General features: G+C 69.1%; 24 protein-coding genes. 14 read left to right on the top strand and 10 right to left on the bottom strand.

The genetic code is table 11. The features are described 5' to 3' along the window. Window positions 1-28: 28 nt before the first annotated feature. The gene (locus tag ON27_RS09300) at window positions 29-913 is read right to left on the bottom strand and encodes a DMT family transporter (protein WP_157227139.1); all 885 of its coding nucleotides are present in this window, start codon (window positions 911-913) and stop codon (window positions 29-31) included. Between the two features lie 211 nt (window positions 914-1,124). Between ON27_RS09300 and ON27_RS09295 the strand changes: the two genes are divergently transcribed. The 4 genes from ON27_RS09295 to ON27_RS09280 all read left to right on the top strand — a co-directional run bounded on the left by ON27_RS09295 (window position 1,125) and on the right by ON27_RS09280 (window position 6,435). Beyond that, window positions 1,125-1,889, top strand: a complete 765-nt coding sequence (locus ON27_RS09295; RefSeq protein WP_043722542.1) for a sporulation protein — start codon at window positions 1,125-1,127, stop codon at window positions 1,887-1,889. A 76-nt stretch (window positions 1,890-1,965) separates the two neighbouring features. After that, a complete protein-coding gene (locus ON27_RS09290) occupies window positions 1,966-3,531 on the top strand; it encodes an alkaline phosphatase D family protein (RefSeq protein ID WP_043722541.1) in 1,566 nt (521 codons plus the stop codon). A 52-nt stretch (window positions 3,532-3,583) separates the two neighbouring features. After that, window positions 3,584-4,861: an FAD-binding oxidoreductase gene (locus ON27_RS09285; RefSeq protein WP_043722536.1), complete on the top strand. Its 1,278-nt coding sequence runs from the start codon at window positions 3,584-3,586 to the stop codon at window positions 4,859-4,861. Window positions 4,862-4,917: 56 nt separating this feature from the next. Continuing rightward, window positions 4,918-6,435 (top strand): MFS transporter, encoded by a 1,518-nt coding sequence (locus ON27_RS09280; RefSeq protein ID WP_083887457.1) that lies wholly within the window; start codon window positions 4,918-4,920, stop codon window positions 6,433-6,435. A gap of 66 nt (window positions 6,436-6,501) precedes the next feature. On the opposite strand, the gene ON27_RS09275 is transcribed toward ON27_RS09280, so the two are convergent. Both ON27_RS09275 and ctaC read right to left on the bottom strand, forming a co-directional pair. Then, window positions 6,502-6,918, bottom strand: a complete 417-nt coding sequence (locus ON27_RS09275; RefSeq protein WP_043722530.1) for a cytochrome c oxidase subunit 4 — start codon at window positions 6,916-6,918, stop codon at window positions 6,502-6,504. A gap of 14 nt (window positions 6,919-6,932) precedes the next feature. Then, window positions 6,933-8,024, bottom strand: coding sequence for an aa3-type cytochrome oxidase subunit II (gene ctaC / locus ON27_RS09270; RefSeq protein WP_245559880.1), 1,092 nt, complete (start codon window positions 8,022-8,024; stop codon window positions 6,933-6,935). A 364-nt stretch (window positions 8,025-8,388) separates the two neighbouring features. Between ctaC and asnB the strand changes: the two genes are divergently transcribed. Continuing rightward, window positions 8,389-10,332 carry an asparagine synthase (glutamine-hydrolyzing) gene (asnB, locus tag ON27_RS09265; RefSeq protein ID WP_043722529.1) on the top strand — a complete coding sequence of 648 codons (1,944 nt, stop codon included), beginning with the start codon at window positions 8,389-8,391 and terminating at the stop codon, window positions 10,330-10,332. Window positions 10,333-10,387: 55 nt separating this feature from the next. Here the strand turns inward: asnB and ON27_RS09260 are convergent, their stop codons facing one another. Next, a complete protein-coding gene (locus ON27_RS09260) occupies window positions 10,388-11,356 on the bottom strand; it encodes a carbohydrate kinase family protein (RefSeq protein ID WP_043722528.1) in 969 nt (322 codons plus the stop codon). A 229-nt stretch (window positions 11,357-11,585) separates the two neighbouring features. After that, window positions 11,586-11,936, bottom strand: a complete 351-nt coding sequence (locus ON27_RS09255; RefSeq protein WP_043722523.1) for a HesB/IscA family protein — start codon at window positions 11,934-11,936, stop codon at window positions 11,586-11,588. A gap of 255 nt (window positions 11,937-12,191) precedes the next feature. On the opposite strand from ON27_RS09255, the gene ON27_RS09250 reads away from it, so the two are divergent. Further along, window positions 12,192-12,806, top strand: coding sequence for a DUF3043 domain-containing protein (locus ON27_RS09250; RefSeq protein WP_245559882.1), 615 nt, complete (start codon window positions 12,192-12,194; stop codon window positions 12,804-12,806). A 445-nt stretch (window positions 12,807-13,251) separates the two neighbouring features. Here the strand turns inward: ON27_RS09250 and ON27_RS42775 are convergent, their stop codons facing one another. Then, complete coding sequence (locus tag ON27_RS42775) at window positions 13,252-13,413, bottom strand: hypothetical protein (RefSeq protein ID WP_157227138.1); 162 nt, start codon at window positions 13,411-13,413, stop codon at window positions 13,252-13,254. Between the two features lie 86 nt (window positions 13,414-13,499). On the opposite strand from ON27_RS42775, the gene ON27_RS09245 reads away from it, so the two are divergent. The 5 genes from ON27_RS09245 (at window position 13,500) to ON27_RS09225 (ending at window position 18,025) form a co-directional block, all read left to right on the top strand. Next, complete coding sequence (locus ON27_RS09245; protein ID WP_043722516.1) at window positions 13,500-14,462, top strand: helix-turn-helix domain-containing protein; 963 nt, start codon at window positions 13,500-13,502, stop codon at window positions 14,460-14,462. A gap of 106 nt (window positions 14,463-14,568) precedes the next feature. Next, window positions 14,569-15,123: a bifunctional adenosylcobinamide kinase/adenosylcobinamide-phosphate guanylyltransferase gene (gene cobU, locus ON27_RS09240; RefSeq protein ID WP_043722513.1), complete on the top strand. Its 555-nt coding sequence runs from the start codon at window positions 14,569-14,571 to the stop codon at window positions 15,121-15,123. A gap of 129 nt (window positions 15,124-15,252) precedes the next feature. After that, on the top strand, window positions 15,253-16,332 hold the full coding sequence (gene cobT, locus ON27_RS09235) for a nicotinate-nucleotide--dimethylbenzimidazole phosphoribosyltransferase (protein ID WP_043722510.1): 1,080 nt from the start codon (window positions 15,253-15,255) through the stop codon (window positions 16,330-16,332). 100 nt (window positions 16,333-16,432) lie between these two features. Then, a complete protein-coding gene (locus ON27_RS09230; protein ID WP_043722569.1) occupies window positions 16,433-17,188 on the top strand; it encodes an adenosylcobinamide-GDP ribazoletransferase in 756 nt (251 codons plus the stop codon). Between the two features lie 123 nt (window positions 17,189-17,311). Further along, a complete protein-coding gene (locus tag ON27_RS09225) occupies window positions 17,312-18,025 on the top strand; it encodes an MBL fold metallo-hydrolase (RefSeq protein ID WP_043722506.1) in 714 nt (237 codons plus the stop codon). 1 nt (window position 18,026) lies between these two features. Here ON27_RS09225 and ON27_RS09220 read toward each other — a convergent pair whose 3' ends face one another. The 3 genes from ON27_RS09220 to ON27_RS09210 form a co-directional block, all read right to left on the bottom strand. Continuing rightward, window positions 18,027-19,124, bottom strand: a complete 1,098-nt coding sequence (locus ON27_RS09220) for a branched-chain amino acid aminotransferase (protein WP_043722502.1) — start codon at window positions 19,122-19,124, stop codon at window positions 18,027-18,029. Between the two features lie 114 nt (window positions 19,125-19,238). Next, window positions 19,239-20,339, bottom strand: a complete 1,101-nt coding sequence (gene gcvT, locus ON27_RS09215; RefSeq protein WP_043722499.1) for a glycine cleavage system aminomethyltransferase GcvT — start codon at window positions 20,337-20,339, stop codon at window positions 19,239-19,241. Between the two features lie 53 nt (window positions 20,340-20,392). After that, on the bottom strand, window positions 20,393-20,998 hold the full coding sequence (locus ON27_RS09210; RefSeq protein ID WP_043722495.1) for a GNAT family N-acetyltransferase: 606 nt from the start codon (window positions 20,996-20,998) through the stop codon (window positions 20,393-20,395). Window positions 20,999-21,110: 112 nt separating this feature from the next. On the opposite strand from ON27_RS09210, the gene ON27_RS09205 reads away from it, so the two are divergent. Beyond that, a complete protein-coding gene (locus tag ON27_RS09205) occupies window positions 21,111-21,920 on the top strand; it encodes a TetR/AcrR family transcriptional regulator (protein ID WP_043722493.1) in 810 nt (269 codons plus the stop codon). Window positions 21,921-21,929: 9 nt separating this feature from the next. Then, on the top strand, window positions 21,930-23,441 hold the full coding sequence (locus ON27_RS09200) for a leucyl aminopeptidase (RefSeq protein WP_043722490.1): 1,512 nt from the start codon (window positions 21,930-21,932) through the stop codon (window positions 23,439-23,441). 135 nt (window positions 23,442-23,576) lie between these two features. Here ON27_RS09200 and ON27_RS09195 read toward each other — a convergent pair whose 3' ends face one another. Then, window positions 23,577-23,939, bottom strand: a complete 363-nt coding sequence (locus ON27_RS09195) for a hypothetical protein (protein WP_043722565.1) — start codon at window positions 23,937-23,939, stop codon at window positions 23,577-23,579. Window positions 23,940-24,198: 259 nt separating this feature from the next. On the opposite strand from ON27_RS09195, the gene ON27_RS09190 reads away from it, so the two are divergent. Next, a partial coding sequence (locus ON27_RS09190) for a biotin/lipoyl-containing protein (RefSeq protein WP_043722486.1) occupies window positions 24,199-24,833 on the top strand: 635 nt, incomplete at its 3' end.

Genomic DNA, 24,833 nt, shown 5'->3' with positions numbered 1-24,833 from the left:
AAATCACTGTCCTCGTAGGTAATACGACTCACCCGTCCGGACGGTGACCGTCAATATATCCGTTGTCGGCATCCAGCAGAACCGCTGCGGCGACGAGAATCCCACCCAGCACCGTCTGCAGGGAGATCTGCGACCTGTCCAGCGACGCCACCACGATCGAGGCGACGACCGCCTCGTTCACACCCAGCGCGCCGGCTATCGGCGGGCTCAGACGCCGCATCGCGCGCCAGTACAGCGCAAAGCCCGGACCGAGCAGGGCTGCGCCGAGCCCCAGCTCGGTGAGCATTCGTTCCCAATCCCAAGTGGTCACAACCAGGAAGGGCGCGGTGAGCACACCCGCGACGGCCAATTGCAGCCCGGCGGAGACCGTCGGGTCGCGGTTCTGGGATTCCCGAGCCACCAGAATGATCAATGCGGTTACCGCGGCCGCGCTACCGAGCGCCAGACCACAGCCGACCAATGCGCTGCCGCTTCCGATATCGGCATCGGGCCGTGCGGAGACCAGAACGATGGCGGAGGCCAAGAGGAGCAGCTCGACCACGATCCGGGCGTTCATCGGCCGCTTCCCGGCGACCACGGCCAGAACCAGCAACATGATCGGTGCGGCCAGGTGCAGCGCGACGACCACAGGTACCGGGCCGATGGCCAAGGCAGCGACGTAGAGCGAGATGTTGACGGCCTCGAGCACGCCGAGCTGAAGATAGATTCTCGGATGCGAACACAGCTCGCGGCCGGGACGCCGACCGGTGGCAGCGGCGACTACCAGCAGAGGAATCGCCGCGCCCAGCGCCACCAGCGGACCCGCCCGGCCCGAACCCGACAAGGCGAGCCCGGCGCTGAACAATCCCCACAGGCTTGTCCCCGCGACGAGCAGCGCGACCGACGATGCCCGTCCGCCAACGGACTGCCGCACACCCACCCCCTTCTGGAGTCGGCTGCCGCGACTCCGCGAGTGCAGCGACGACAGGTAACGGAATGTGCTGCGTCATCGAGTATTCCAAGCTCGGCGACGGCACGGTGGCCGTCCGTCCTGAGCAGCGCCGCAGAAGGAATGCGCGATGAGGTTGCCCACACGTAAGGAAACGCCAAGGTTTCCTTCGGCAAGGGCGAGCAGACTGCGGGGCATGTTCAAGAAGTTGCTGGCGGCGGCCGGGGTCGGTGGGGCCGAAGTGGAGACCGAGTTGTTCACGCCGGGCGTGCAGCCCGGAGGTGTGGTCGAGGGGGTGATCCGCTTGCGGGGCGGGACGGTCGGTCAGGAGATCGCTTTTGTGGCGGTGGAGTTCGTGACCAGGGCCGAGCAGGAGTACGAGGATCACGAAGGGGTTCGTGATATCGCGTTCGGCCGCACCGGGGTGCACGGGCCGTTGCGGCTGCCCCCGGGCGCGGCGCTGGATTTCCGGTTCACCGCCCGCGCGCCGATGGAGACGCCGATCACCTTCTACAACGGCCGCCATCTGCCCGGCACGGTCGTCGCGCTGCGCACGATCGTGGAGATCCACGGCGCGGTGGACGCCGCCGACACCGACCCGATCGGCGTCGGCGCACTGCCCGCACAGCACGTGGTGCTGGAAGCCGTGGAACGTCTGGGATTCCACTTGCGCAGCGCGGACGTGGAGTCGGGGCGGGTGCACAACACACCGCAGACGCTGCCGTTCTACCAAGAGATCGAGTTCGCCGGTTCACCCCGCTACCCGCGCCTGAACCAGCTCGAGGTGACCTTCGTCCCGACCGAGACCGGCATGAGCGTGGTGCTGGAGGCGGACAAGCGCGGCGGCTGGATCTCCGAGGGCCGCGACGTCTTCGATGCCCTGTGGGTGGACTACCAGCACCTGGGCGGGGTGGACTGGGCCGGCGAACTGCACCATCGCCTGGCGCGCCTGGCGCACTGACGAACGAGCGCGCTTGTTGGCCGCGTGGATTCGGTGCGTTCACGTGACGTTGACGTGATTGCGCCAAGGTGGCCGCATGACCGGTTCCGCCTCAGGCCCATCCCGGCGCACCGTCTTACGCGCCTCCGCACTCGGACTCGTCGCGGCCCCTGTGCTCACCGCGTGCTCTTCGGACAGCGGCCCAGGGCTGGTCCGGCAGCGGCCTGTGCTCACTCACGGCGTGGCGGTGGGCGACCCACGCGCCGACGGCGCGCTGATCTGGGCCCGCGCCGATCGTCCCGCCACGTTGGTCGTGGAGACCGCCGCCACGGAATCGTTCACCGATGCCAAGCGCTTCACCGGTCCGCTGCTCACGCCGGATTCCGACGGCACCGGCCGCGTGCGAGTCAACGGCCTGCCCGCGGGACAGCAGGTGCATTACCGGGTGACGCTGCAGGGCGAGGACGGCGCCGTCTCCGAACCGGTCACCGGCGTGTTCCGCACCGCGCCCACCGCCGCCGCGGACATCCGGCTCCAGTGGAGCGGCGACGTCGCGGGCCAGGGCTACGGCATCAACCCGGACCTGGGCGGCATGAAAATCTTCGCCACCATGGCCGCCCGCGACCCGCACCTGTTCCTGCACTCCGGCGATTCGATCTACGCCGACGGCCCGCTGAAGGAATCGGTCCCGCTGCCCGACGGCCGGATCTGGCGCAATGTCGTGAGCGAGGCGAAAAGCGCTGTCGCGCAGACGCTGGATCAGTTCCGCGGCAACTACGCCTACAACCTGACCGACGCCAACTACCGCCGTTTCAACAGCTCCGTCGCCCAGGTGGTGCAGTGGGACGACCACGAGACGGTGAACAACTGGTACCCGGGCGGCCTGGTCGCCGAGAACAAGGGTTACACCGAACGCGCCATGGACACCTTGGCCGCCCGCTCCTGGCAGGCTTTTCACGAGTGGATGCCGCTGGAGCCGAGGGAAGCGGTGGACGGCCGCCTGTACCGCAAGATCCCCTACGGCCCGCTGCTGGAGGTCTTCGTGCTGGACATGCGCGCCAACAAGGACGCCAACAACGCCAACAACGCACCCAACGGTCGCATTCTGGGTCCGGCGCAGACGAAATGGCTGATCGATGGTCTGCGCGCGTCCACGGCCACCTGGAAGATCATCGCCGCTGACCTGCCGCTGGGCGTGATCGTCCCGGACGGCGAACAGAAGAACACCACCGCCTACGAAGGCCCCGCCAATGGTGACCCCGGCGCACCGTCGGGCCGGGAACGCGAGATCGCCCAGGTGCTGTCGTCGATCCGGGCGAACAAAGTGGTCGACGTCGTCTGGCTCACCGCCGACGTGCACTACACGGCAGCACACCGCTATTCACCCGAGCGCGCGGCCTTCACCGACTTCGACGAGTTCTGGGAGTTCGTCTCCGGGCCGCTCAACGCGGGGGCGTTCGGCCCGAACCAGCTGGACGGCACATTCGGTCCGGAGGCGGTCTACGTCCACGCGCCACCCGTGCAGAACAGCTCGCCGCTGGACGCCTTCCAGCATTTCGGCGAGGTGCGCATCGACGGAAAGTCGAGGGAATTGACCGTCGATCTGTGCGATGCCGCCGGATCCGTCCTGTTCAGCAAGAGCCTTGCGCCCGCGTCGCGGTAACCCCCGAGTTCGGGGGAGCGTCACGGGCCGCGCTGTGGTTAGCTTTTCTGCCATGAGCACGCCGCAAACTGTCTCCCCCGCCGAGGAATACCTTCCCCGCGATACCGCTGATGTCGTTCGCACGGTGCGGGATTCACGAGGGCGATCGGAACGGCTGATGGTGCGCGGCGGCGAGCTGATCGATGAAGGGCTCACGCTGCCCGCTCAGCCGACCGTGGTGTCGCTGCGCCGGATGAATCAGGTGCTGGACATCAACCTGGGCCGGCGCACCGTCCGGGTGCAGGCGGGCGCCAAACTCTCCGACATCGACCGCAGGCTCGGCGCGCACGGCCTCGGCCTGCCCATCGTCGGCGACCACCGCGACATCACCGCGGGCGGCTTCGCCTCGGTCGGCGGCGTCAGCGCGGCATCGCACAAGCACGGTCTGTTCATCGACCAGATCGTCGACCTGGAGTACGTGGACACCGACGGGCGCATCGGCACCTGCGGGCGCACCCATCACACCGAGCGCTTCCAGCGCATCCTGGGCGCGGGCGGCCGCGCGGGCATCATCACCGCGCTCACTCTGGACGCCATCGAGATCGACAAGGAACGTACCTGGCTGACCACCGACGCCGACCGGTTCCTCGACTTCGACTCCTTCGTCGAGCACGCCTACGCCGAGATCGCCCGGCCGGGCAACGCCGAACTGCAGGTGGGGCGCTGGGTCGACACGGCGCCGCTGAAGGTGGCGCGTCCGGTCGGCACCGGTCACGTGCAACTGGGCACCGTCCGCTTCGGCCAGTGGTCGAGCCTGTACCCCACCGCGCCCACCCGAGGGCTGCGAGCCCGGCGCGAGGTCGGCTCCCGGGCCCGCAAATCGCTGGGCGCCATCGCCTCCGCCGCACCTGGTAAGGCGGGCATGCCGGTGCGCAACGCGGCCGCGGGCGCGGTGTTGTTCGCGCCGAAGGTGCAGACCTTGCGGGACGCCGAATATCTGGCCGATACAGCCCTCAGCTCGTCGGAGCGTGGTCCGGCCTACCGGGTGGGCGTTTTCGCGCCCCTGTCGAGCTATACGTCGGTGTTCTACCGCCTGCACGACCTGTTCTCGGGCCACCGGGAACGCACCGGCTGCTTCACCGTCATCTCCGCGATGACCTACGGCGTCCGCTCGCGCTACCTGCGCGCGGAATCCGCCGCCCGCGGCCTGCCCCCCGAAGACCACGGTCTGATCACCTTCACCTGCCGCTTGCGCCCCGCCGCCCTCCCGTCCGAACTGCTGCGCGACGTCGTCTCCGGCATCGAGGAGATCTGCCGCTCGGAGAACGCGCTGCGATACGAGGCGGAGTAGATCGACGTAGTTCCGGCCAGCCTGGCTATCCACCGGTCGTCACCGCGACCGGGCCGATGTCCGAACGCTCGTCATCTCCCAGGACGCGGGAATTACGCCGCTGCTCGCGCCGGTCGGCGGTGCTGAAGCGTATCGAACTGGACGCACATATTGCCCGACAACCGGATCTGCGATGTCGAAGGAAGGTGGCTGATTCCGTCACCGGTACTTCGGTAAATTGTCCGCCCGTGTGGGGCAGCGAACAAATGCGCTCTCGGGGGGTACTCGCGGAGCGTGGTTTTCGGGCGTTGTGGGTGGCGAATGCGTTCGGGGACATCGCCTCCAACCTGACGGTCGTCGCGTTGAGCGTCACATCGGTCGTCGTTCTTCATGCGAGCCCTTTCCAAGTCGGTGTGATCGCCGCCCTGTCCCGCGCCGCATATCTGGTGGTGGCGCTACCGGTCGGAGTATGGGTGGACCGGTGGAGCCGCAAACGCGTCCTGATCGTCTCGGACCTTGTCCGGTTGGCGGCCGTCCTGTGGATCTCGCTCGGATACTTCCTGGACGTCCTTGCGATATGGCAGTTGATGCTGGTCGGCGCAGTCGTCAGCACAGCCAATGTCTTCTTCGACGTGGCGCACACGGCGATTCTGCCCAGCCTGGTCGGACGCAAACGCGTCTCGGAGGCGTCGGCCCGCCTGCAGTCCGTCGACACCATGACGAGCGCGACGATCCCGGCTGTTGCGGGAAAGCTGATCGCCTCCATCTCCGTGGCGGCGACGTTCCTCGTCGTGGGCGTCTTCAGTCTCGTCTCGACGCTGTTCGTCTGGCGGATTCCGGATGGGCGGGCGGAAAACACCCGCGCGAGCGAGCCGGTCGGATTCCGTACGGCTGTGCGCGAAGGCATCCGGTACGTCGCTGGGCACCGCATCCTGCGGGCGACTGTCACTGCCGGGGTACTGCTGAACTTCGGAGCGGGTATGTACAACGCGGTGATCGCGGTCTATGTGTTGCGTGATTGCGGACTGTCCGCCAGCCAGTACGGATACGCCCTCGCGCTCGGTTCCGCGGGCGGGTTCGTCGGATCACTCGTCGGCCGGCACATCGGACGGGCGCTGGGAGAAGTTCGTACTCAGGTGGTCGGCTATTTCACCATGGGTGCCGCGCTGGCCGCTCCGACAGTCGGCCGCCACCTTCCGATTCCGATCTGGATTTCATACGCCGCTGCCGTCTTTCTACTGTCGTTTCTCCTGGTCGTCATCAGTGTCAACACCTCAGGGATGAACGCTCGGCTGACACCGCACCGCCTGCTCGGCCGCGTCAGTGCTTCACGACGGTTCGCGACCCTGGGCATTGTTCCGATCGGCGCGCTGGTCGGGGGTGTGGCCTCGAGCCACCTTTCGGCAGCGACGACGTTGTTGATCGCGGCGGCCTTCCCGGCGTCCACACTGGTCGTGTTCGCGTTCTCCCCCGTGATCGGTATGCGCGTGCTTCCAGCGGAACTCGAAGTCGACGACGACACGGAGACCGTCGTACCGCAGGCCGCGGCGACCGTCACCACGCCGACCGGCAAAGCAGCTGAGCCTCTGGCCTGACACCTCGCCGCGCACGCGAAACGGCCCCACCGGTTTCCCGGTGGGGCCGTTTCGGCGGGTATCAGCTCAGTGCTTCTCCGGCCCGAGGTAGTACTCGAACACCAGCCCGGCGGCCGCGGCCAGCACGCAGACGACGCCGATGCCGATCAGCCAGAACTGGAAGAACGCCAGGCCGAGCGCGGTCACCGAGCCCGCGGCGGCCAGGGTGATCGGCCAGAAGCTGCCGGGCGAGAAGAAGCCCAGGTCGCCGGCGCCGTCCACGATCTCGGCGTCCTCGTAGTCCTCCGGGCGCAGGTCGAGACGACGTGCGACGAATCGGAAGTAGGTGCCGATGATCAGCGACAGACCAGCGGTCAGCACGGTCGCCGTGGTGCCCGCCCATTCGATGCCGGTGCGCGACTGGGCGGTGAAGAAGCCGTAGACCACCGCCACGATGATGAAGAACACCGTGAGCAGTTCGAAAATCCGCGCTTCGATCTTCATGTCAGATCAAATCCTCACTTGCTCTCGGCCGAGGCCGCGCTCTTGATGTCGCGCCTGGTGTTGAACGGCGTGGTGGACGTGGCGACGGGGGACTCACCGATGGACTCGAGCGCCTCGGCATTGGTCTTGCCCGCCTGGCGTGCGTCCAGGTACTTGGTGAACTTCTCCGGCGTGACGGCGCGAACCTCGAAGTTCATCATCGAGTGGTAGGTGCCGCACATCTCGGCGCAGCGGCCGACGAACGCGCCTTCCTTCTCGATCTCGGTGATCTGGAAGACGTTGTCGGAGTTGTTCTCCTTCGGGTTCGGCATCACGTCGCGCTTGAACAGGAACTCCGGCACCCAGAAAGCGTGGATCACGTCGGCGGCGGCGAGCTGGAACTCGATCACCTTGCCGGTCGGCAGCACCAGAACCGGGATCTCGTTGCTGGACCCGATCGTCTCCACCTTGTCGTAGTGCAGGTAGGACAGGATGTCGTTCTCCGGCTTGCCGTGCACCGGGCCCGGCTGCGGGTGACCGTTCTCGGTCCGCTCCTCGTACCCCTCGAGCTGTTCCTGGTTCAGCGACTCACGCGTGGTGTCGATGCCGTCGAACTTGTAGCCGTCCTTGAAGTCGACGTTGCGGTAACCGAACTTCCAGTTCCACTGGAAGGCGGTCACGTCGACCGTGACATCGGGGTTGTCCACCTTCTCGTGCACGTAGTTCTGCACGACCACGGTGAAGTAGAACAGCACGGCGATGATGACGAACGGGATCGCCGTGTAGGTCAGCTCCAGCGGCACGTTGTAGCCGGTCTGGCGCGGGAACTCCGGGGAGTCCGCCTTCTTGCGGTGGAACGCGACGGTCCAGAAGGTCAGGCCCCAGACCAGCACGCCCATCGCCAGCGCGGCGACGACCGACCAGGTCCACAGTTCCCGCATCCGGGTGGCCTGCGGCGTGATGCCCGACGGCCAGCCGAACCGCAGCCAAACATTGTCGATCGAGCAGCCCGAGACGAGCAGCGCGGTGATCCCCAAGGACACCGCCAGCCCGGCCCGCCGAAGGATGCGGCCCTGCCCACCCACGGCGGGTCGTGCCCCGATCTCTTCGCTCGCCTTGTGCGCCACGCTCACGCCTTCCTGGTCGCCACACATTCCGACAGTGCATCGTGCGGGGCTGCGATCGGCCCCGACGATGCGTCCTAAGCTTGTTCAGGACGCCCTCCGGGCCAGCGCGTCCGCGCGGGTCGCCTGAGAGAGACCTGAGTACTACGCAGCGTAGACCAAACCTGCCTTCCGTTCGTCGTCGGGTCGGCTTCGGCGCCTCGCCGAGCCCGCCCGGATCATCGTCACCAGCGATTCCGGCCGGGACGTGATGCGCACGACGCGCGGAGCCGGTGGGTGCGGCATACTCGGACACTAGATTTCGTCCCCCTCGCGCGCCATCCGGTGAGCGCGTATCCCGACTGCGAGAAATGAGGTTGCCGACGCCGTGTGTGGACTGCTCGGATTCCTGGCATCTGACGAGGCGGCACCCGACACGGTGGAGCAGGTCTACGAGGCCTTGCACTGCGTGCGGCACCGCGGTCCGGACGAGCGCGGCACCTGGCACGACGACCGGGTGATCTTCGGCTTCAACCGCCTGTCGATCATCGACATCGAGCACTCCCACCAGCCGCTGCGCTGGGGACCGCCCGGGCAGCCCGACCGCTACGCGCTCACCTTCAACGGCGAGATCTACAACTACCTGGAGCTGCGCGCGGAACTCGCCGAAGCGCATGCCGGCGAGTTCCCGGACGGGAAGATCTTCCACACCGAAGGCGACAGCGAGGCCATCGTCGCGGCGTTCCACTACTGGGGGCCGGAGGCAGTGCGGCGCCTGCGCGGCATGTTCGCCTTCGCGATCTGGGACACCGAGACCAGGCAGCTGTTCCTCGCCCGCGACCCGTTCGGCATCAAGCCGCTGTTCCTGGCCACCGGCCCGGGCGGCACCGCGTTCGGCAGCGAGAAGAAGAGTTTGCTGGAACTGCTGCCCGCGATGCGGCTGAGCGACGCGCTGGACCCGCGGGCACTGGAGCACTACACGGTGCTGCAGTACGTGCCGGAGCCGGAGACGCTGCACAAGGACGTGCGCAGGCTGGAATCGGGCAGCTACGCCACCGTGCGGCCCGGTGCGGCGCCGGAGATCACCCGCTACTTCACCCCGAAGTTCCCGGTGCGCCCGTTCACGCCAGGATCGGCGGCGGCGCGCTACCGCGAGATCGCGGCGGCGCTCGAGGACTCCGTCGCCAAGCACATGCGCGCCGACGTGACAGTGGGCTCGTTCCTGTCCGGCGGCATCGACTCCACCGCGGTCGCCGCGCTGGCCATGCGGCACAACCCGAACCTGATCACGTTCACCACCGGATTCGAGCGCGAGGGTTACTCGGAGGTGGATGTGGCCGCCGAGAGCGCCGCGGCGATCGGCGCGCGGCACGTGGTGAAGGTGGTCTCCCCCGCCGAGTTCGCCGCGGCGATCCCGGAGATCGTCTGGTACCTGGACGACCCGGTGGCCGACCCGGCGCTGGTCCCGCTGTACTTCGTGGCGAAGGAAGCACGCAAGCACGTCAAGGTGGTGCTCTCCGGCGAGGGCGCCGACGAGTTGTTCGGCGGCTACACCATCTACCGCGAACCGCTGTCGCTGAAACCGTTCGAGAAGCTGCCCCGTGGCCTGCGCAGCCTGGCGGGCAAACTGTCCGACCGCATTCCGGACGGCACCAGGGGCAAGAGCCTGCTGCATCGCGGCTCGCTCACCCTGGAGGAGCGCTACTACGGCAACGCGCGCAGCTTCAACGACGCCCAGCTGCGCGCGGTGCTGCGCGAGTTCCGGCCGGAGTGGACGCACCAGGACGTCACCGCGCCGCTGTACGCCCAGTCGCGTGGCTGGGACCCGGTGGCCCGCATGCAACACCTGGATCTGTTCACCTGGCTGCGCGGCGACATCCTGGTCAAGGCCGACAAGATGACCATGGCCAACTCGCTGGAGTTGCGTGTGCCGTTCCTGGACGCCGAGGTGCTGAAGGCGGCCGAGGGCCTGCCGTTCGACCAGAAGATCACCAAGGAGACCACGAAGTACGCACTGCGTCAGGCGCTGGAGGGCATCGTGCCCGCGCACGTGCTGCACCGCGCCAAGCTCGGCTTCCCCGTACCGCTGCGGCACTGGCTGCGCGGCACGGAACTCTACGACTGGGCGCAGCAGCAGATCGCCGAGTCGCAGACCGACCACCTGCTGAACAAGGCCGCGATCAGCGAGATGCTGGTCGCGCACCGGGCCGGAACCGCCGATCACAGCCGCAGGCTGTGGACACTGCTGGTGTTCATGGTGTGGCACGGCATCTTCGTCGAAGACCGGATCAAGCCGGAGATCCAGGAGCCGGTCTACCCCGTCTCGCTGTAGGGGAACACACGAAAGGCGCGCACCCGGCCGGGTGCGCGCCTTCGCTTTGCCCGTATCAGAGCAGCGGTTTGATCTCCGCCGCTGCTTCGGGACCGTACGCCTGGGTGAGGCGCTCGAGCGCGGACTCCTTGGTCAGCGTCCACTCCTGGGTGCCCATGGTCTCCAGCACGAGCACCGCGATCAGCGATCCCAGCTGCGCGGAACGCTCCAGACTCAACCCGGCGGTGTGCGCGGTGAGGAAGCCGGCGCGGAAGGCGTCGCCCACGCCGGTCGGGTCCACCTTCTCGATCTCGGGCACCACGCCGACGGTGACCTCGGTGCCGTCGCGGTCGACGATCCGCACCCCCTCCGCGCCCAGCGTGGTGACGCGGATGCCGACCTTCTGGGCGACCTCTTCCTCGCTCAGACCGGTCTTCTGCAGCAGCAGCGCCCACTCGTACTTGTTCGTGAACAGGTACGCGGCGCCGTCGATCAGCTGCACGGACTGATCGCCGTCCAGACGGGCCAACTGCTGGGAGGGGTCGGCGGCGAACGGGATGCCGAGCTCGCGGCACTCGGCGGTGTGGCGCAGCATCGCCTCCGGGTCGTTCGCGCCGACCAGGACCAGGTCGAGCTCCCTGGTCTCGGCCAGTTCGGCGATGGAGATGTCGCGGGCCTCGCTCATCGCGCCGGGATAGAAGGACGCGATCTGGGCCATGTCGTCGTCGGTGGTGCACACGAAACGGGCGGTGTGCGCACGATCGGACACCAGCACGGTGGAGCAGTCGACCCCTTGCTTCTCCAACCAGGCGCGGTATTCGCCGAAATCGGCGCCGACGGCGCCCACGAGAAGCGGCGCGCGATTGAGCAGGCCCATGGCGTAGACGATGTTGCCGCCGACGCCACCGCGCCGGATCTGCAGATCATCGACGAGGAAACTCAGCGACACGTGGTCGAGCTGATCGGCCAGCAGTACGTCGGCGAACCGTCCGGGAAAACGCATGAGGTGGTCGGTCGCAATGGACGCGGAAACGGCGATGGACACGTGGCTGAGCCCTTCAACGGTAGGCGGCAGGCGGTCAAGACCGGGACGACGAGGTCCCGGTCTCACCGTAGCGGATGCGCCTCACCGATCCGGGCCCCTACATGTCCGCACGGACAACTGATTTCGCGCGGACGGGGGTAACTCGCCCGGAACTCGAGCACGCCCGGCGCAGAACCCCGAACTCGAGCCCCACGTCACCCCACCCGCGCGCCCGGAAAGACGAGCAGCCTCAGTTGAAGGAGTCGCCGCAGGCGCAGGAACCGGTGGCGTTCGGGTTGTCGATGGTGAAGCCCTGCTTCTCGATCGTGTCGACGAAGTCGATCGAGGCGCCCTGCACGTACGGCGCGCTCATCCGGTCGACGGCCAGCTTGACGCCGCCGAAGTCGACGGTCAGGTCGCCGTCGAGCGAACGGTCGTCGAAGAACAGCTGGTAGCGCAGGCCGGCACAACCACCCGGCTGCACCGCGATCCGCAGCGCCAGGTCGTCGCGTCCCTCCTGGTCCAGCAGGGCCTTCGCCTTCGCGGCGGCGGCGTCGGTCAGAGTCACACCGTGGGTGGCGGTCTCGTTCTGCACAGTCATGAACTCTCCTCGAGGAACCTGTCGTCTACCCGTGAACAGCGCACGGGGTCGTGTCGGTCAACACCACTCGGCCGGCTGCTATTCCTCCATCTTGCCACCACTCGATCCGTGGGGGCACGCAACCTCCGTGACCCCGCACACTCCCGGCGAATCGGACCGCATTTCCCGCCGCGCTGCCCATCGAATAGCCTGGTCGATGTGAAATTGTTCCGTCGCGGCGAGTCCAGCACCACCGACGCGACCGCCGATACGACGGTGGTCACGGACGGTGACTCGGCCGCGGGCACCACCCGCACGGCTATCACGGCCACCGCGGGCAAGGGCCGTCCCACCCCGAAACGCCGTGACGCACAAGGCAAGCGCCGCGGACCGGTAGCACCCGCACCGCTCACCGCGAAGGAGGCCCGCGCCCGGCGCAAGGCCGCGCGAGGCAGCAAGCAAGAGCGCAAGGCGGCCGCCGCCAAACGGCGCGAAGCCGCCGCCGATCGCCGCGAACGCATGCTCGCGGGCGAGGACAAATACCTGCCGCACCGCGACCAAGGCCCGGTCCGGGCGTTCGTCCGCGATATCGTCGACGCCCGGCGCAACCTGGTCGGCCTGTTCATGCCGATGGCGCTGGTACTGATCCTGTCGATGTTCGTCGCGCCCGCGCTGCAAACCATCGTCACACTGGCCATGCTGGTGATGATGCTGTTCATGGGGGCCGAGGGCTTCCTGCTCGGCCGAGTCGTGAACAACCGGGTCAGGGAGCGTTTCCCGGAGACCACCGACACCGGCTACCGCCTCGGCTGGTACGCGTTCGTCCGCGCCTCCCAGATCCGGAAGATGCGCGCACCGAAGCCGCGCGTCAGCCCGGGGGAGGCTGTGTAGTTTTTCCAGCGCCTTCGGCGCTGGGGGTTCGCGGCCCCTCTTTGGCTCGCGTTCGAGCGACCACCGCTGGCGACTTCGTCGCGGACGCGGTGGTCGCTCGAACGCGAGCCGGGCCGCGAACGGCGGATGCTCGGTCTCGCTTCGCTCGGAAGACGTGGTTGGGGTGCGCTGGGCGCGTCGGGTGGTGATCGCACCACCTCGGTATCGCTGTCGACGGTGGCGGGCGGTACTCGCTTCTCCCCTCGGGAATGCGGCGCTCCCGGCACGCCATGCTCGCTAACGGCGCACGATCGATCACGTCGCTTGAAACCTGGGGTGGGGGTGCGCTGGGCAAGTCGGGTGGTGATCGCACCACCTCGGTATCGCTGTCGCCGGTGGCGGACGGTTGGAGTCAGCTGGCCGGCAGGGACGGGGGCATTTCACGCGGGTGTCGGCGGCCGGTCGGTCAGCGGTGGTGGGTGTTGCGGCCGAGCATTGCCGTCAACTCGGTGTTCAGGCGTTCGGCGTCGCGGTCGACGATGTTCGAGGAGCCCGCGCGGCCTGTGCTGTGGGCGATCCAGGTGGCGAAGGCCAGGATGAGGGCCAGGGAGATGAGGAAAGCAGCCATGGCAGTAATTTTGCGGTGTGTGATTTACCGCCGAAAGTGGCTGTACTGACATAGTTCGTAAAAATACGGCCAGTAGACTGGCGGGCATGCTGTCGAAGGTCGCCGTGGTGCTGTCCGAACGCATGGCCATGTTCGAATTCGGGGTCATCTGTGAGGTATTCGGCCTCGACCGCACCACCGACGGACTGCCCGCCTTCGATTTCCGGGTGTGCGGCGCGGAGCCGGGTGTCCCGCTGCACTCGACCAGTCCAGGGATCACCGTCACACCCGAGTACGGGCTCGCGGAGCTGTCGGCAGCGGATCTGGTGGCCATCCCGGCCGCCGCGGCCGACCACGGATTCGATACGCGGGTGGTCGCGGCCGTGCGCGACGCGGCGGCAGCGGGGGCGACGGTGCTCACCGTGTGCTCCGGAGCGTTCCTGGCCGGGGCGGCCGGACTGCTGGACGGCCGCAAGTGCACCACGCACTGGCGCTACGTGGAGAAACTCGCCGCCGAGTACCCGGAAGCGACCGTCGATCCGGACGTGCTGTTCGTCGACGAGGGAGATCTGATCACCAGCGCGGGCACCGCCGCGGGCATCGACGCCTGCCTGCACCTGGTCCGCCGCGAACTCGGCAGCGGCGTGGCCAACGCCATCGCGCGGCGCATGGTGGTTCCGCCGCAACGCGACGGCGGTCAACGCCAGTTCATCGAACGTCCCGTCGCCGCCTGCACCTCCGACAGCCTCATCCCGACCCTGGCCTGGATGAACGAGCATCTCGACCTGCCGCACACCGTCGAAGACCTGGCCACCCGCGCCAACATGTCCACCCGCACCTTCGCCCGCCGCTTCGCCGCCGAGACCGGGACCACGCCGGTGAAATGGCTCACCAACCAGCGCGTCCTGCTGGCCAAGCAACTGCTCGAGGAGACCGATCTCGGACTGGAACGCATCGCCGCCCGCTCCGGCTTCGGCTCCGGCGCCCTCCTGCGTCACCATTTCCAACGTCTGGTCGGCATCGCTCCGACCGAGTACCGCCGCCGCTTCGGCCGCAGCCCGGAGGAATGACGTGGGCGATTGTCACGGCGGTCCGCGAGTGCTGCGTCTCGGCACGGCGCACCGGGGCGAGACGCGGACGCGTAGCGGTCGGCTGTGCGGTTGATAGCGTGCACCCGTGTCACAAGATCCCTCGTCCGCAGCGCCGCGCAGCACCCTCGTTCTGGGTGGCGCGCGGTCCGGGAAGTCGGCGTTCGCGGAGGACCTGGCGGTGCGGGCGGGAGGCCCGGTGCGCTATCTCGCCACCGCGGTGCCCCATCCGGACGATCATGATTTCGCCGAGCGCATCGCCCAGCACCGCGCCCGCCGCCCGGCGGGCTGGTCGACGGTCGAAAGCGCGGATCCGGCAACGATTCTCACCGAGCCCGCGCCCTCGACCTGCACCCTGATCGACGACATCGGTACGTGGCTCACCGCCCGCATCGACGCGCGCGACGCCTGGGACGCCCCGCGCGGCACCGTCTCCCCCGACACCGACGCGCTGATCGCGGCCGTCGCGGCCTATACCGGCGATCTCGTGATCGTCAGCCCGGAGGTCGGTATGGGCGTCATCCCAGCCACGCGCTCCGGTCGTCTCTTCCGCGACGAGATCGGCATCCTCAATCAACGCCTGGCCCAGGTCTGCGACGGAGCGTTCTTCGTCATCGCGGGCCTGCCCCTGCGCCTCAAATAGCCCGGCACAGTCGGGAGTCCGGGCGGGGAAGGGCGCCGTAGGCCCGGTCAGGGGCGGACGACGGCGAAGGGGCAATGGCAAGATTGGGCGGCGTAGTCGGCGGAACCGCCATGACCGAAAGGCTCGATAGTGACGCACGGATTCGGACCGGTAGCGCCCCCGGACGCACAGTTTCGTGCGGCGGCCGAGCAGCGGCAGACGCAGCTGACCAAACCCTTGGGAGCGCTGGGCCGACTGGAGCAACTCGGTAACTGGGTGGCGGCCTGCCAGGGCGTCTGCCCGCCGGTGCAGTTCGAGCGCGCCCGGGTGGTGGTGTTCGCCGGGGATCACGGCATCGCGCGGCACGGAGTGTCGGCGTATCCGAGCGAAGTCACCGCGCAGATGGTCGCGAACTTCCTGAGCGGCGGGGCCGCGGTGAACGCGCTCGCGGCCGTGGCGGGCGCGACCGTCCGGGTTGCCGACCTCTCCGTCGACGCCGACACCGACCCGCAGGTCTCGAAGCACAAGGTACGCCGCGCCAGCGGGTCGATCGATCGCGAGGACGCGCTCACCGCCGACGAGGTCCGGTCGGCGATCGCCGCGGGCCGCGCCATCGCCGACGAGGAGATCGACGCGGGCGCGGACCTGCTGATCGCGGGCGATATGGGCATCGGCAACACCACCCCGGCGACGGTGCTCATCGCGAGCCTGACCGATACCGAACCGGTCGCGGCGGTGGGCCGCGGCACCGGCGTGGACGACGCCGGATGGATTCGCAAGGTCGCCGCCATCCGCGACGCGATGCGCCGCGCCCGCCCGGTGGTGAAGGACCCGGTGGAACTGCTTCGCGTGGCCGGGGGCGCCGACTTCGCCGCGATGGCCGCGTTCCTCGCCCAGGCCGCCACCCGGCGCACACCCGTCATCCTCGACGGCGTCGTCGGGACGGCCGCGGCGATGGTCGCCGAAGACCTCGCCGCGGGCGCGAGCGCCTGGTGGCTGGCCGGTCACCGGTCCACCGAACCGGCACACGACCTCGCGCTGCGACACTTGCGGCTCGATCCTTTGGTCGACCTGAGCATGCGCCTCGGCGAGGGCTCCGGCGCCCTGGCAGCGCTGCCCATCCTCCGATCGGCCGTCGCGACCCTCGCGGAAATGTCCACCTTCGCCGAAGCGGGCGTGAGCACCGCCGATGCCGAAGCGGCAGCCCCCGCGCCGAACCTGCGCAAGTGAAGCCCTCGCGCGCCTGCGCCGCCCGCTCCCACCACCTGGCATCAAGGAGGGCGCGGTCGCGTTCGGCACGTTCGGCGCCGCCTGGCGGACGAGGTGCGGCGTGAACGGCGTGCGGTTGGCGATCTCCTGGCTCACGGTGCTGCCGGTGCGCGGGCCGGATGCCGTGGATCGCTCGGCGGCCGGACGCGCGATCGTCTTGGCGCCGCTGGTCGGCGCCCTGCTCGGCGCGGGCGCCGCGGCGCTGCTCTGGGCGCTGACCTGGGCCGGGGCGAATGCTTCGCTGGCCGGGCTGCTGGTGGTCGGCGCGCTGGCGTTGCTCACCAGGGGTATGCATCTCGACGGCTTGGCCGACACCTTGGACGGGCTCGGCAGCTACGGGCCGCCCGAACGGGCCAGGCAGATCATGAAAAGCGGCGGTGCCGGACCGTTCGGCGTCGCGGGACTCACGTTCACCATCGGGGTGCAGGCGTTCTCGTTCGCCGCCCTGGCCGATTCGAGCAGATGGCTCGCGGTGGCCCTCGCCGTGGCGAGCGGCCGTGTCGCGGTGATCCTCGCCTGCCGCGGTATCCCGGCCGCGCCGGGCACCGGGTTCGGCGTTCTGGTGGCGGGCACGCAATCGGCCGTCGCCGCGGTGTGCTGGCCGGTGGCCGCCGTCGCCCTCGCCCTGCTCGCCGTCCCCGGCCGCCCGTGGCTCGGCCCCCTCGCCGTGTCGCTCGGCCTGGCCGCCTCGGCGATCCTGGTCCGGCACTGCGCCCGCCGCTTCGGCGGACTCTCCGGTGACGTCCTCGGCGCGGCTGTGGAGACCACCGTGGCGCTCACGGCAGCCGTGCTCTCGCTCGCTGTCCAGCCTGGATGACCCGGGCCCGGCCCTGCCGACTCGGGCATCGGTCCGGTTCGAAACGGCCCGGGAGTCTGGGTCACTGGAATTTTTCCGGCCGCGACGCGCGGATCGTCTGGGTCGGGCAATAAGGTGGGCGGTATGTCTTCTGAGCGCCTGTATTTTCGCCAGCTGTTGTCGGGACGCGACTACGCCGTGGGCGATCCGATCGCGACGCAGATGCGCAATTTCGCGTATCTGATCGGCGATCGGGAAACGGGCGAGTGCGTGGTGATCGACCCGGCTTACGCGGCAGGTGATCTGGTGGACATCGCCGAGGGAGACGGCCTGCGCCTCACCGGCGTGCTCGCCACCCATCACCACCCCGATCACGTGGGCGGCACCATGCTCGGATTCACCCTGCGCGGCGTGCGCGAGCTGCTCGAAAAGACAAGTGTGCCAGTGCATGTCAACGCCGAAGAGCTGCCGTGGGTGGCCAACGTCACCGGGATCGCCGAGAGCGAACTGACCGGTCACGAGCACGGCGACAAGGTCACCGTCGGGGCCTTCGACATCGAGTTACTACACACGCCCGGACATACGCCGGGCAGCCAGTGCTTCTTGTTCGACAACCGCCTGATCGCCGGCGACACCCTGTTCGTCGACGGCTGCGGCCGCACCGATTTCCCCGGCGGCGATTCGGACGAAATGTTCCGCAGCCTGCGCTACCTGGCCGGACTCGCCGGCGACCCGGTCGTCTACCCGGGCCACTGGTATTCGCAGGAACCCAGCGCCGCACTGTCCACTGTCCGGGACAAGAACTACGTCATGCGTCCGCAGACGCTGGAGCAGTGGCACATGCTGATGCCGGGCTGAGTCACATACGCCGCATCCAGCCGTGCTTGTCGGCGAACGTGCCGCGCTGGATGCCGGTGAGGGTGTCGCGCAGAGCCATGGTGACCGCGCCGGGCTCTCCGCCGCCGATGGTGAACTCGCCCGAACCGGAGCGGACCCAGCCGACCGGGGTGATCACCGCGGCGGTCCCGCAGGCGAAAACCTCGGTGATCTCGCCGGATTCGGCGCCCTTGCGCCATTCCTCGACCGAGATCTTGCGCTCCTCGACGGGGAAGCCGGAATCGGCGGCGAGGGTCAGCAGCGAGTCGCGGGTGATGCCGGGCAGCAGCGAGCCGGACAGTTCGGGCGTGACCAGCCGCGCCTCGGAACCGGCCCCGTAGACGAAGAACAGGTTGTTGGTGCCCATCTCCTCGACGTAGCGGCGCTCACACGCGTCCAGCCACACCACCTGGTCGCATCCCTTGGCCGAGGCCTCGGCCTGGGCCAGCAGCGAAGCGGCGTAATTGCCCGCGACCTTCGCCTCGCCGGTGCCGCCCGGCGCGGCGCGCACGTATTCGGTGGACAGCCAGACCCGCACCGGCTTCACACCGCGCGGGAAATACGCCCCCGCCGGGGAACCGAGCAACAGGTACTTGTAGGCCGCGGCGGGCTTCACGCCGAGCCCGGCCTCGGTGGCGAACATGAACGGACGCAGGTACAGCGATTCCTCGCCGCCCGCCGCGGGCACCCACTCCCGGTCCACCTCGAGCAGTTGGCGCACCGACTCGATGAACAGCTCGTCGGGCAGCTCCGCCATCGCCATCCGGCGTGCCGACCGGCGGAAACGCGCGGCGTTGGCGTCGATCCGGAAGCAGGAGACGCTGCCGTCGCCCTGACGGTAGGCCTTGAGTCCCTCGAAGATGGCCTGGCCGTAGTGGAAAACCATGGTCGCGGGATCCAGCGCCAGCGAGCCGTACGGCTCCACCCGCGCGTTCGTCCACGCGCCGTCGAGGTAATCGATCGAGACCATGTGATCGGTGAAATACCGCCCGAACCCGGGCTGCGCCAGTACCTCTTGTCGCCGCTGCGCCGCGAGTGGCGCGGGATGCGGAACACGGGTGAACTGTGCGGCAGCGGTCATGGCGACGATCCTATCCGGACGGGTTCCGGCGATTCCGCCACGGTCGGCGCCCCTTCGTCTCCGGTGGCCGCACGGCACCGGACAGCCGTTGCTCCCGGCCACCCGCGAGGGGGATCACTTGGTGTTGGTGCGGACGAACGGTGGCCGAACGGTCTCGCAGCGCAGGCGGCGGCCGCGCACGTCGACCTCGACCTCGGCGCCGGGTTCGATGCCGGCCGAGGTGTCCAGCAGAGCCAGCGCGATGCCGACCTTGAGCGTGGGCGAGAAGGTGCCGGAAGTGGTCTCGCCGACCGGTTCGCCGGCACGCAGCACCGTTTGCCCTTGCCGGAGCACACCGCGGTCGAGTGCGCGCAAGCCCAGCAGGATTCGGCGCGGGCCCGCCGACTTCTCCTGTTCCAGCGCGGCCTTGCCCCAGAACTGCGGCTTCTGCCAACCGACCGCCCACCCGCAGCGCGCCTGCACCGGGGAGATGCCGGGCGAGAGTTCGTGGCCGTGCAAGGGATAGCCCATCTCGGTGCGCAGGGTGTCGCGGGCACCGAGCCCGGCCGTCTGGCCCTCGGCGGCGCGCGCCCGCTCCACCAAGGCGCGGAACAGCGGTTCGGCGTCGTCCCAGCGCGGCAGCAGCTCGTAACCGTGTTCGCCGGTGTAACCGGTGCGGCAGACCCGCACGGGCCTGCCTTCCCACACGGCGTCGGCATAGGCCATGTACTCGAGGTCGGTGGGCAGTCCGAGCCCGGCCAGCACCTCGGTGGAGCGTGGGCCCTGCACGGCGAACACGGCGTAGTCGCGGTGCTCGTCGGTGACGGTGACGCCCTCGGGCGCGGCCTCGCGCAGTGCCGCCACGACCGCCGCCGTGTTGGCGGCGTTCGGCACCAGGAAGATCTCGTCGTCGCCGACGTAGTAGGCGATCAGGTCATCGATCACTCCCCCGCCTCGAGTGCAGCACAGCGTGTACTGCGCCTTGCCCGGCTGGATACGGCCGAGATCGTTGGTGAGCGCCGAATTCACGAACGCCGCGGCGCCCGGGCCCCGCACCGTCGCCTTGCCGAGATGGCTGACGTCGAACAGCCCCACCGTCGTGCGAACCGCCTGGTGCTCGGTCACCGTGCCCGCGTAGGACACCGGCATCTCCCAGCCTCCGAACGGCGCGAAGGTGGCGCCCAGCTCGACGTGCACGGCGTGGATGGGTCCTTGCAGGAGGCTCGTCTCGGTCACCAGCCGAGCTTATCCGGGGCAGCGGCGTCCGGAGCCGTGGTCCTCGCCTCGCATCACGGGCGGAACCACATCGGGATCAGCGTCGGGCCGTTCTCCGGCAGCGTGTGGGTCGTCCCGGTCGCGGTGAATCCGGAGCGGCGGTAGAGCCGAGCGGATCGTTCGGTGCTCGCTTCGAGAAACGCCGGAACACCCGCGTCCGAGGCGGCTTTCAGCCGGTCGGCGAGGATCACCGCACCGGCCCCTTTGCCACGATGCTCGGGCACCGTGACGATCACCTGCAGGTAGCGGTGCGGCAGCTCGCGGGGGTGTTCTCGGGCGAGCAGGTCGGTGAGCACCGTCAGCCGCTGCGCCACGCGCGATTCGGGAGCCTGTTCGAGCATGGCGCGCGCCTCGTCGGCCTCGTCGGCGAATCGCTGGACCGAGGTGACGTGCTGCCAGATCGACACCGACCAGATCTCCTCGTCCGCGCCCGCGATCCAGATCGCGTCGTCGCGCAACGCCCGATCGACCAGGCCGGGTACGAACGCGGTACGCGCACTCGCGTCGGGCTGGCCTTCGAGCACCCACGTGGTCACCACCTCGTCCGCGCTCGCGATGCCGAACGCCTCGATCAGCGCGTCCCGGTCCTGGATTCCGGCCTGGCGGGCGGTGATCTCCATCCGCGTCCCCTTTCGTTGTGAACACCGTATCTCGCTGGTAAATCTAGGCAGGTCAGAGCCATGCCACTAGTATTTCGTCACACATGTTCGTGTGTGGAAATGGAGGGCGGGGATGACCTGCGCGCTCTGCCGGAAGGAACTCGTCCAGCCCGCGCTGGGCCGTCGGCGCAAGTACTGCTCCCGCGCCTGTCAGGCCCGCGCCTACCGCGCCCGCCGCGCCGCGATCCCGGTGCGCCGCGCCGCCCGCCCGGCGCGGCTCACCGCCGTCGGCATCACCCGCGCGGCGGTGGAGCTGGCCGACCGCGACGGGATCGACGGCCTCACCATGCGCCGCCTGGCCGGCACGCTCGGTGTCGCGACCGCCGCCCTCTACCGTCACTTCCCCGACCGGGAAGCGCTGTTGGCGAGCATGGCCGAGCTGGTACTCGACGAGATCCCGCCGCCGCAGCCCGCCGACCGCACCGGCTGGCGACCCCGGCTACGGCACGAGGCGCACGAGGAGTGGCGTCTCTACCGCAGGCATCCGTGGATGCTGCCGCTGCTGGCGCGCACCCGTCCGCCGCTGGGCCCGGCGCTGCTGGACGTCCTGGAACGGAACTTCGCCGCACTCGACCACGCCGGACTCACCCGGCGAACCGGGTTCACCATCTACCTCGCCCTGTCGGGCCTGGTCCAGGGCCTCGCACTGCTGTGGAGTTCCGAGCGGGTCGACCGCTTGGGCGATCCGCGCGACGCCGCCGAGACGACCGCGTTCGGGCGCGACATCGCCGAATTGCTCGACCCGGCGATCCGCCCCGTCCTGCATCGTCTGCTCACCGACCAGGACTCCGGCTTCGAGATGAACTTCGACGACCTGCTCGCCGCCGCGGTGGAACTCTTGCTCGACGGCGTCGCGGTGCGCCATCTGGAACGGAGCGCATAACCTGTGCCAATGACCGCTGTTGCAGATCGCTCGCTCGGACCGGAACTGGCACGCACCGAGACCATCGGCGCGGACACCGATGTGCTCGTCATCGGGCTGACCTCCTCGGAGGACGGCCCCGCCATCGTGCCCGAGGACCTGTTCGGCGACGTGCTCACCGCCGATTTGCGCGGGGAACTGCTCGACCAGCTCGGTGCGGTGGGGGCGAAGGGCAAGGCCGAGGAGCTGACCCGCATCCCGGCGCCGGCCGGGCTGGACGGGGTGACCAGCGTCCTGGCCGTCGGCCTCGGGTCCGCCGACAAACTCGACGCCGAGCAGATCCGCCGCTCGGCCGGAGCGGCCGCCCGCGCGCTCTCCGGCACCGAACTGGTGGTGACCACGCTGTCCGGGCTCGACATCGGCGCCGCCGCGGAAGGCTTCTACCTGGGCGCCTACACGTTCACGCCGTTCCGCTCGGACAAGTCCGCGCCCAAGCCGGACGAACGCCCGGTGGCTCGCGTCGAGTTGCTCGTGCCCGAGCCGGGATTCGGCGAAGAGGCGCTGTTCCGCGCCCAGCTCACCGCCGAGGCCGTGGCCACCGCACGGGATTTCGTGAACACCCCGCCCAGCCATCTGTTCCCCGCCGAGTTCGCCTCCCGGGCGCGGGAACTCGCCGAGGCCGCGGGCCTCAGCGTCGAGGTGCTCGACGAGAAGGCGCTGGAAGCGGGCGGTTACGGCGGCGTGCTCGGCGTGGGCAAGGGCTCCGCGCGCCCGCCGCGCCTGATCCGGATCACCTACGCGGGCGGCTCGAAGAAGGTCGCGCTGGTCGGCAAGGGCATCACCTTCGACACCGGCGGCATCTCCATCAAGCCCGCGCAGAACATGGAGAACATGACCTCCGACATGGCGGGCGCCGCCGCCGTGATCGCGACGACGCTGCTGGCCGCCCGGCTGAGCCTGCCGATCACCGTCACCGCCACGGTGCCGATGGCGGAGAACATGCCCTCGGCCACCGCGCAGCGCCCCGGCGACGTGCTCACCCAGTACGGCGGCACCACCGTCGAGGTGCTCAACACCGACGCGGAGGGCCGGTTGATCCTCGCCGACGCGATCGTGCGCGCGAGCGAGGACGAGCCGGAGTACCTGATCGACGTGGCGACCCTGACCGGAGCGCAGATGGTGGCCCTGGGCACCCGCACGCCCGGCGTGATGGGCACCGACGATTTCCGCGACCGAGTGGCCCGCATCTCCCGCGAGGTCGGCGAGAACGGCTGGGCCATGCCGCTTCCGGCCGAGCTGCGCGGCGACCTGAACTCCAAGATCGCCGACCTGGCCAACGTCGCGCCGCACCGCTGGGGCGGCATGCTCTCGGCCGGGCTGTTCCTCAAGGAGTTCGTCCCGGAGAACGTGCAGTGGGCCCACCTCGACGTCGCGGGTCCGGCCTACAACACCGGCGGCCCGTTCGGTTACATCGGGAAGGGCGGCACCGGCGTCCCGGTTCGCACGCTGATCGCCGTGCTCCAGGACATCGCCGCGGAGTGAATTCGCGGGTGCGTCGTCCGGGGCGATCCCCGGGCGGCGCACCCGAGCCCGCGCGCCGCCGATCGCGGTGACCCGACGGCTTCGAGCCCGCCGCCGCGCCCCGAGAAAACGGGCGGATCAGACAACCCGGCCCACTCAGAGATCGCGCAGATCCCGCTCCAGTTCGCGCTTGCGCTCCACCCGCTTGCGGGCGTCATAGTCGCGCATCCGCTGCGGATAGCCGGTCTTACGCACGTCGTAGACGGGGATGCGCAAATCCTTGGCTAGCCGTTGTGCCCCGCGCTCGCCGACGATCCGGCGCGTCCATTCACCATCAGCGGCAATAAGCACTACTGTGACATCTGTCACCGTGGTCTTCGGCTCGATGTAGCCTTCCACACCCTCGTGGGCGCGGACCCACTCGGCGAGATAGCGGGCATCCTGCCCGGCTACCGAACCCCCACGTAAAACGCCGCCACCCCGGGCAGCGCCGCCACGGAAACGATCCAGCAAACTCAACGACGCCGACCTCCTTTCCTGCACCGGAGAATGTTCACCGCCGGTCTTCCCATACTGCCAGCTCCGTGCAGTACGCCGCCCTGTGCTACATGGCTTGCGCGCGAGTGCAAGGATGGACCGCGGTACAAGAACCACACGGATCTCCGGCGCCGCCACAATGATCGGTGGCTTCCGGACTCCCGGCGCGACCCGCGGCGGGCGTCCGCAGCGAGATCAACTGTTGTAGAACCCCGTCGAGCAGTCAGAGGAGTCAACGGACATGGCCTTCTCCGTCCAGATGCCCGCTCTTGGTGAGAGCGTCACCGAGGGAACGGTGACCAGGTGGCTGAAGCAGGAAGGAGACACGGTCGAGGTCGACGAGCCGCTGCTCGAAGTCTCCACCGATAAGGTCGACACCGAAATCCCGTCCCCCGCGGCGGGTGTGCTGTCGAAGATCGTCGCGAACGAAGACGACGTTGTCGAGGTCGGCGGCGAACTCGGCGTCATCAGTGCGGCCGGTGAGGCGGCTTCGCCCGCGCCCGCTCCCGAGGCCGCCGCGCCCGCGCAGGAAGCCCCCGCGCAGGAAGCGCCCGCGGCCGAGCCCGAGGCTGCTCCCGCCCAGGAATCCGCGCCCGCCGCGCAGGCCGCGCCCGCCTCGTCCGGCGACGGCACGTCGGTGAAGATGCCGGAACTCGGCGAGTCGGTCACCGAGGGCACCGTCACCCGCTGGCTGAAGGCCGTCGGTGACGAGGTCGCCGTGGACGAGCCGCTGCTCGAGGTCTCCACCGACAAGGTCGACACGGAGATCCCGTCGCCCGTCGCCGGCACCTTGCTGGAGATCACCGCCCAGGAAGACGACGTGGTCGCGGTCGGCGGACAGCTCGGCGTGATCGGCAGCGGTTCCCCCGCCGCCGC

The organism is Nocardia asiatica NBRC 100129 (assembly GCF_000308415.1).
Classification (GTDB): Bacteria; Actinomycetota; Actinomycetes; order Mycobacteriales; family Mycobacteriaceae; genus Nocardia; species Nocardia asiatica.
This window is presented reverse-complemented; position numbering and strand designations above follow the sequence as displayed.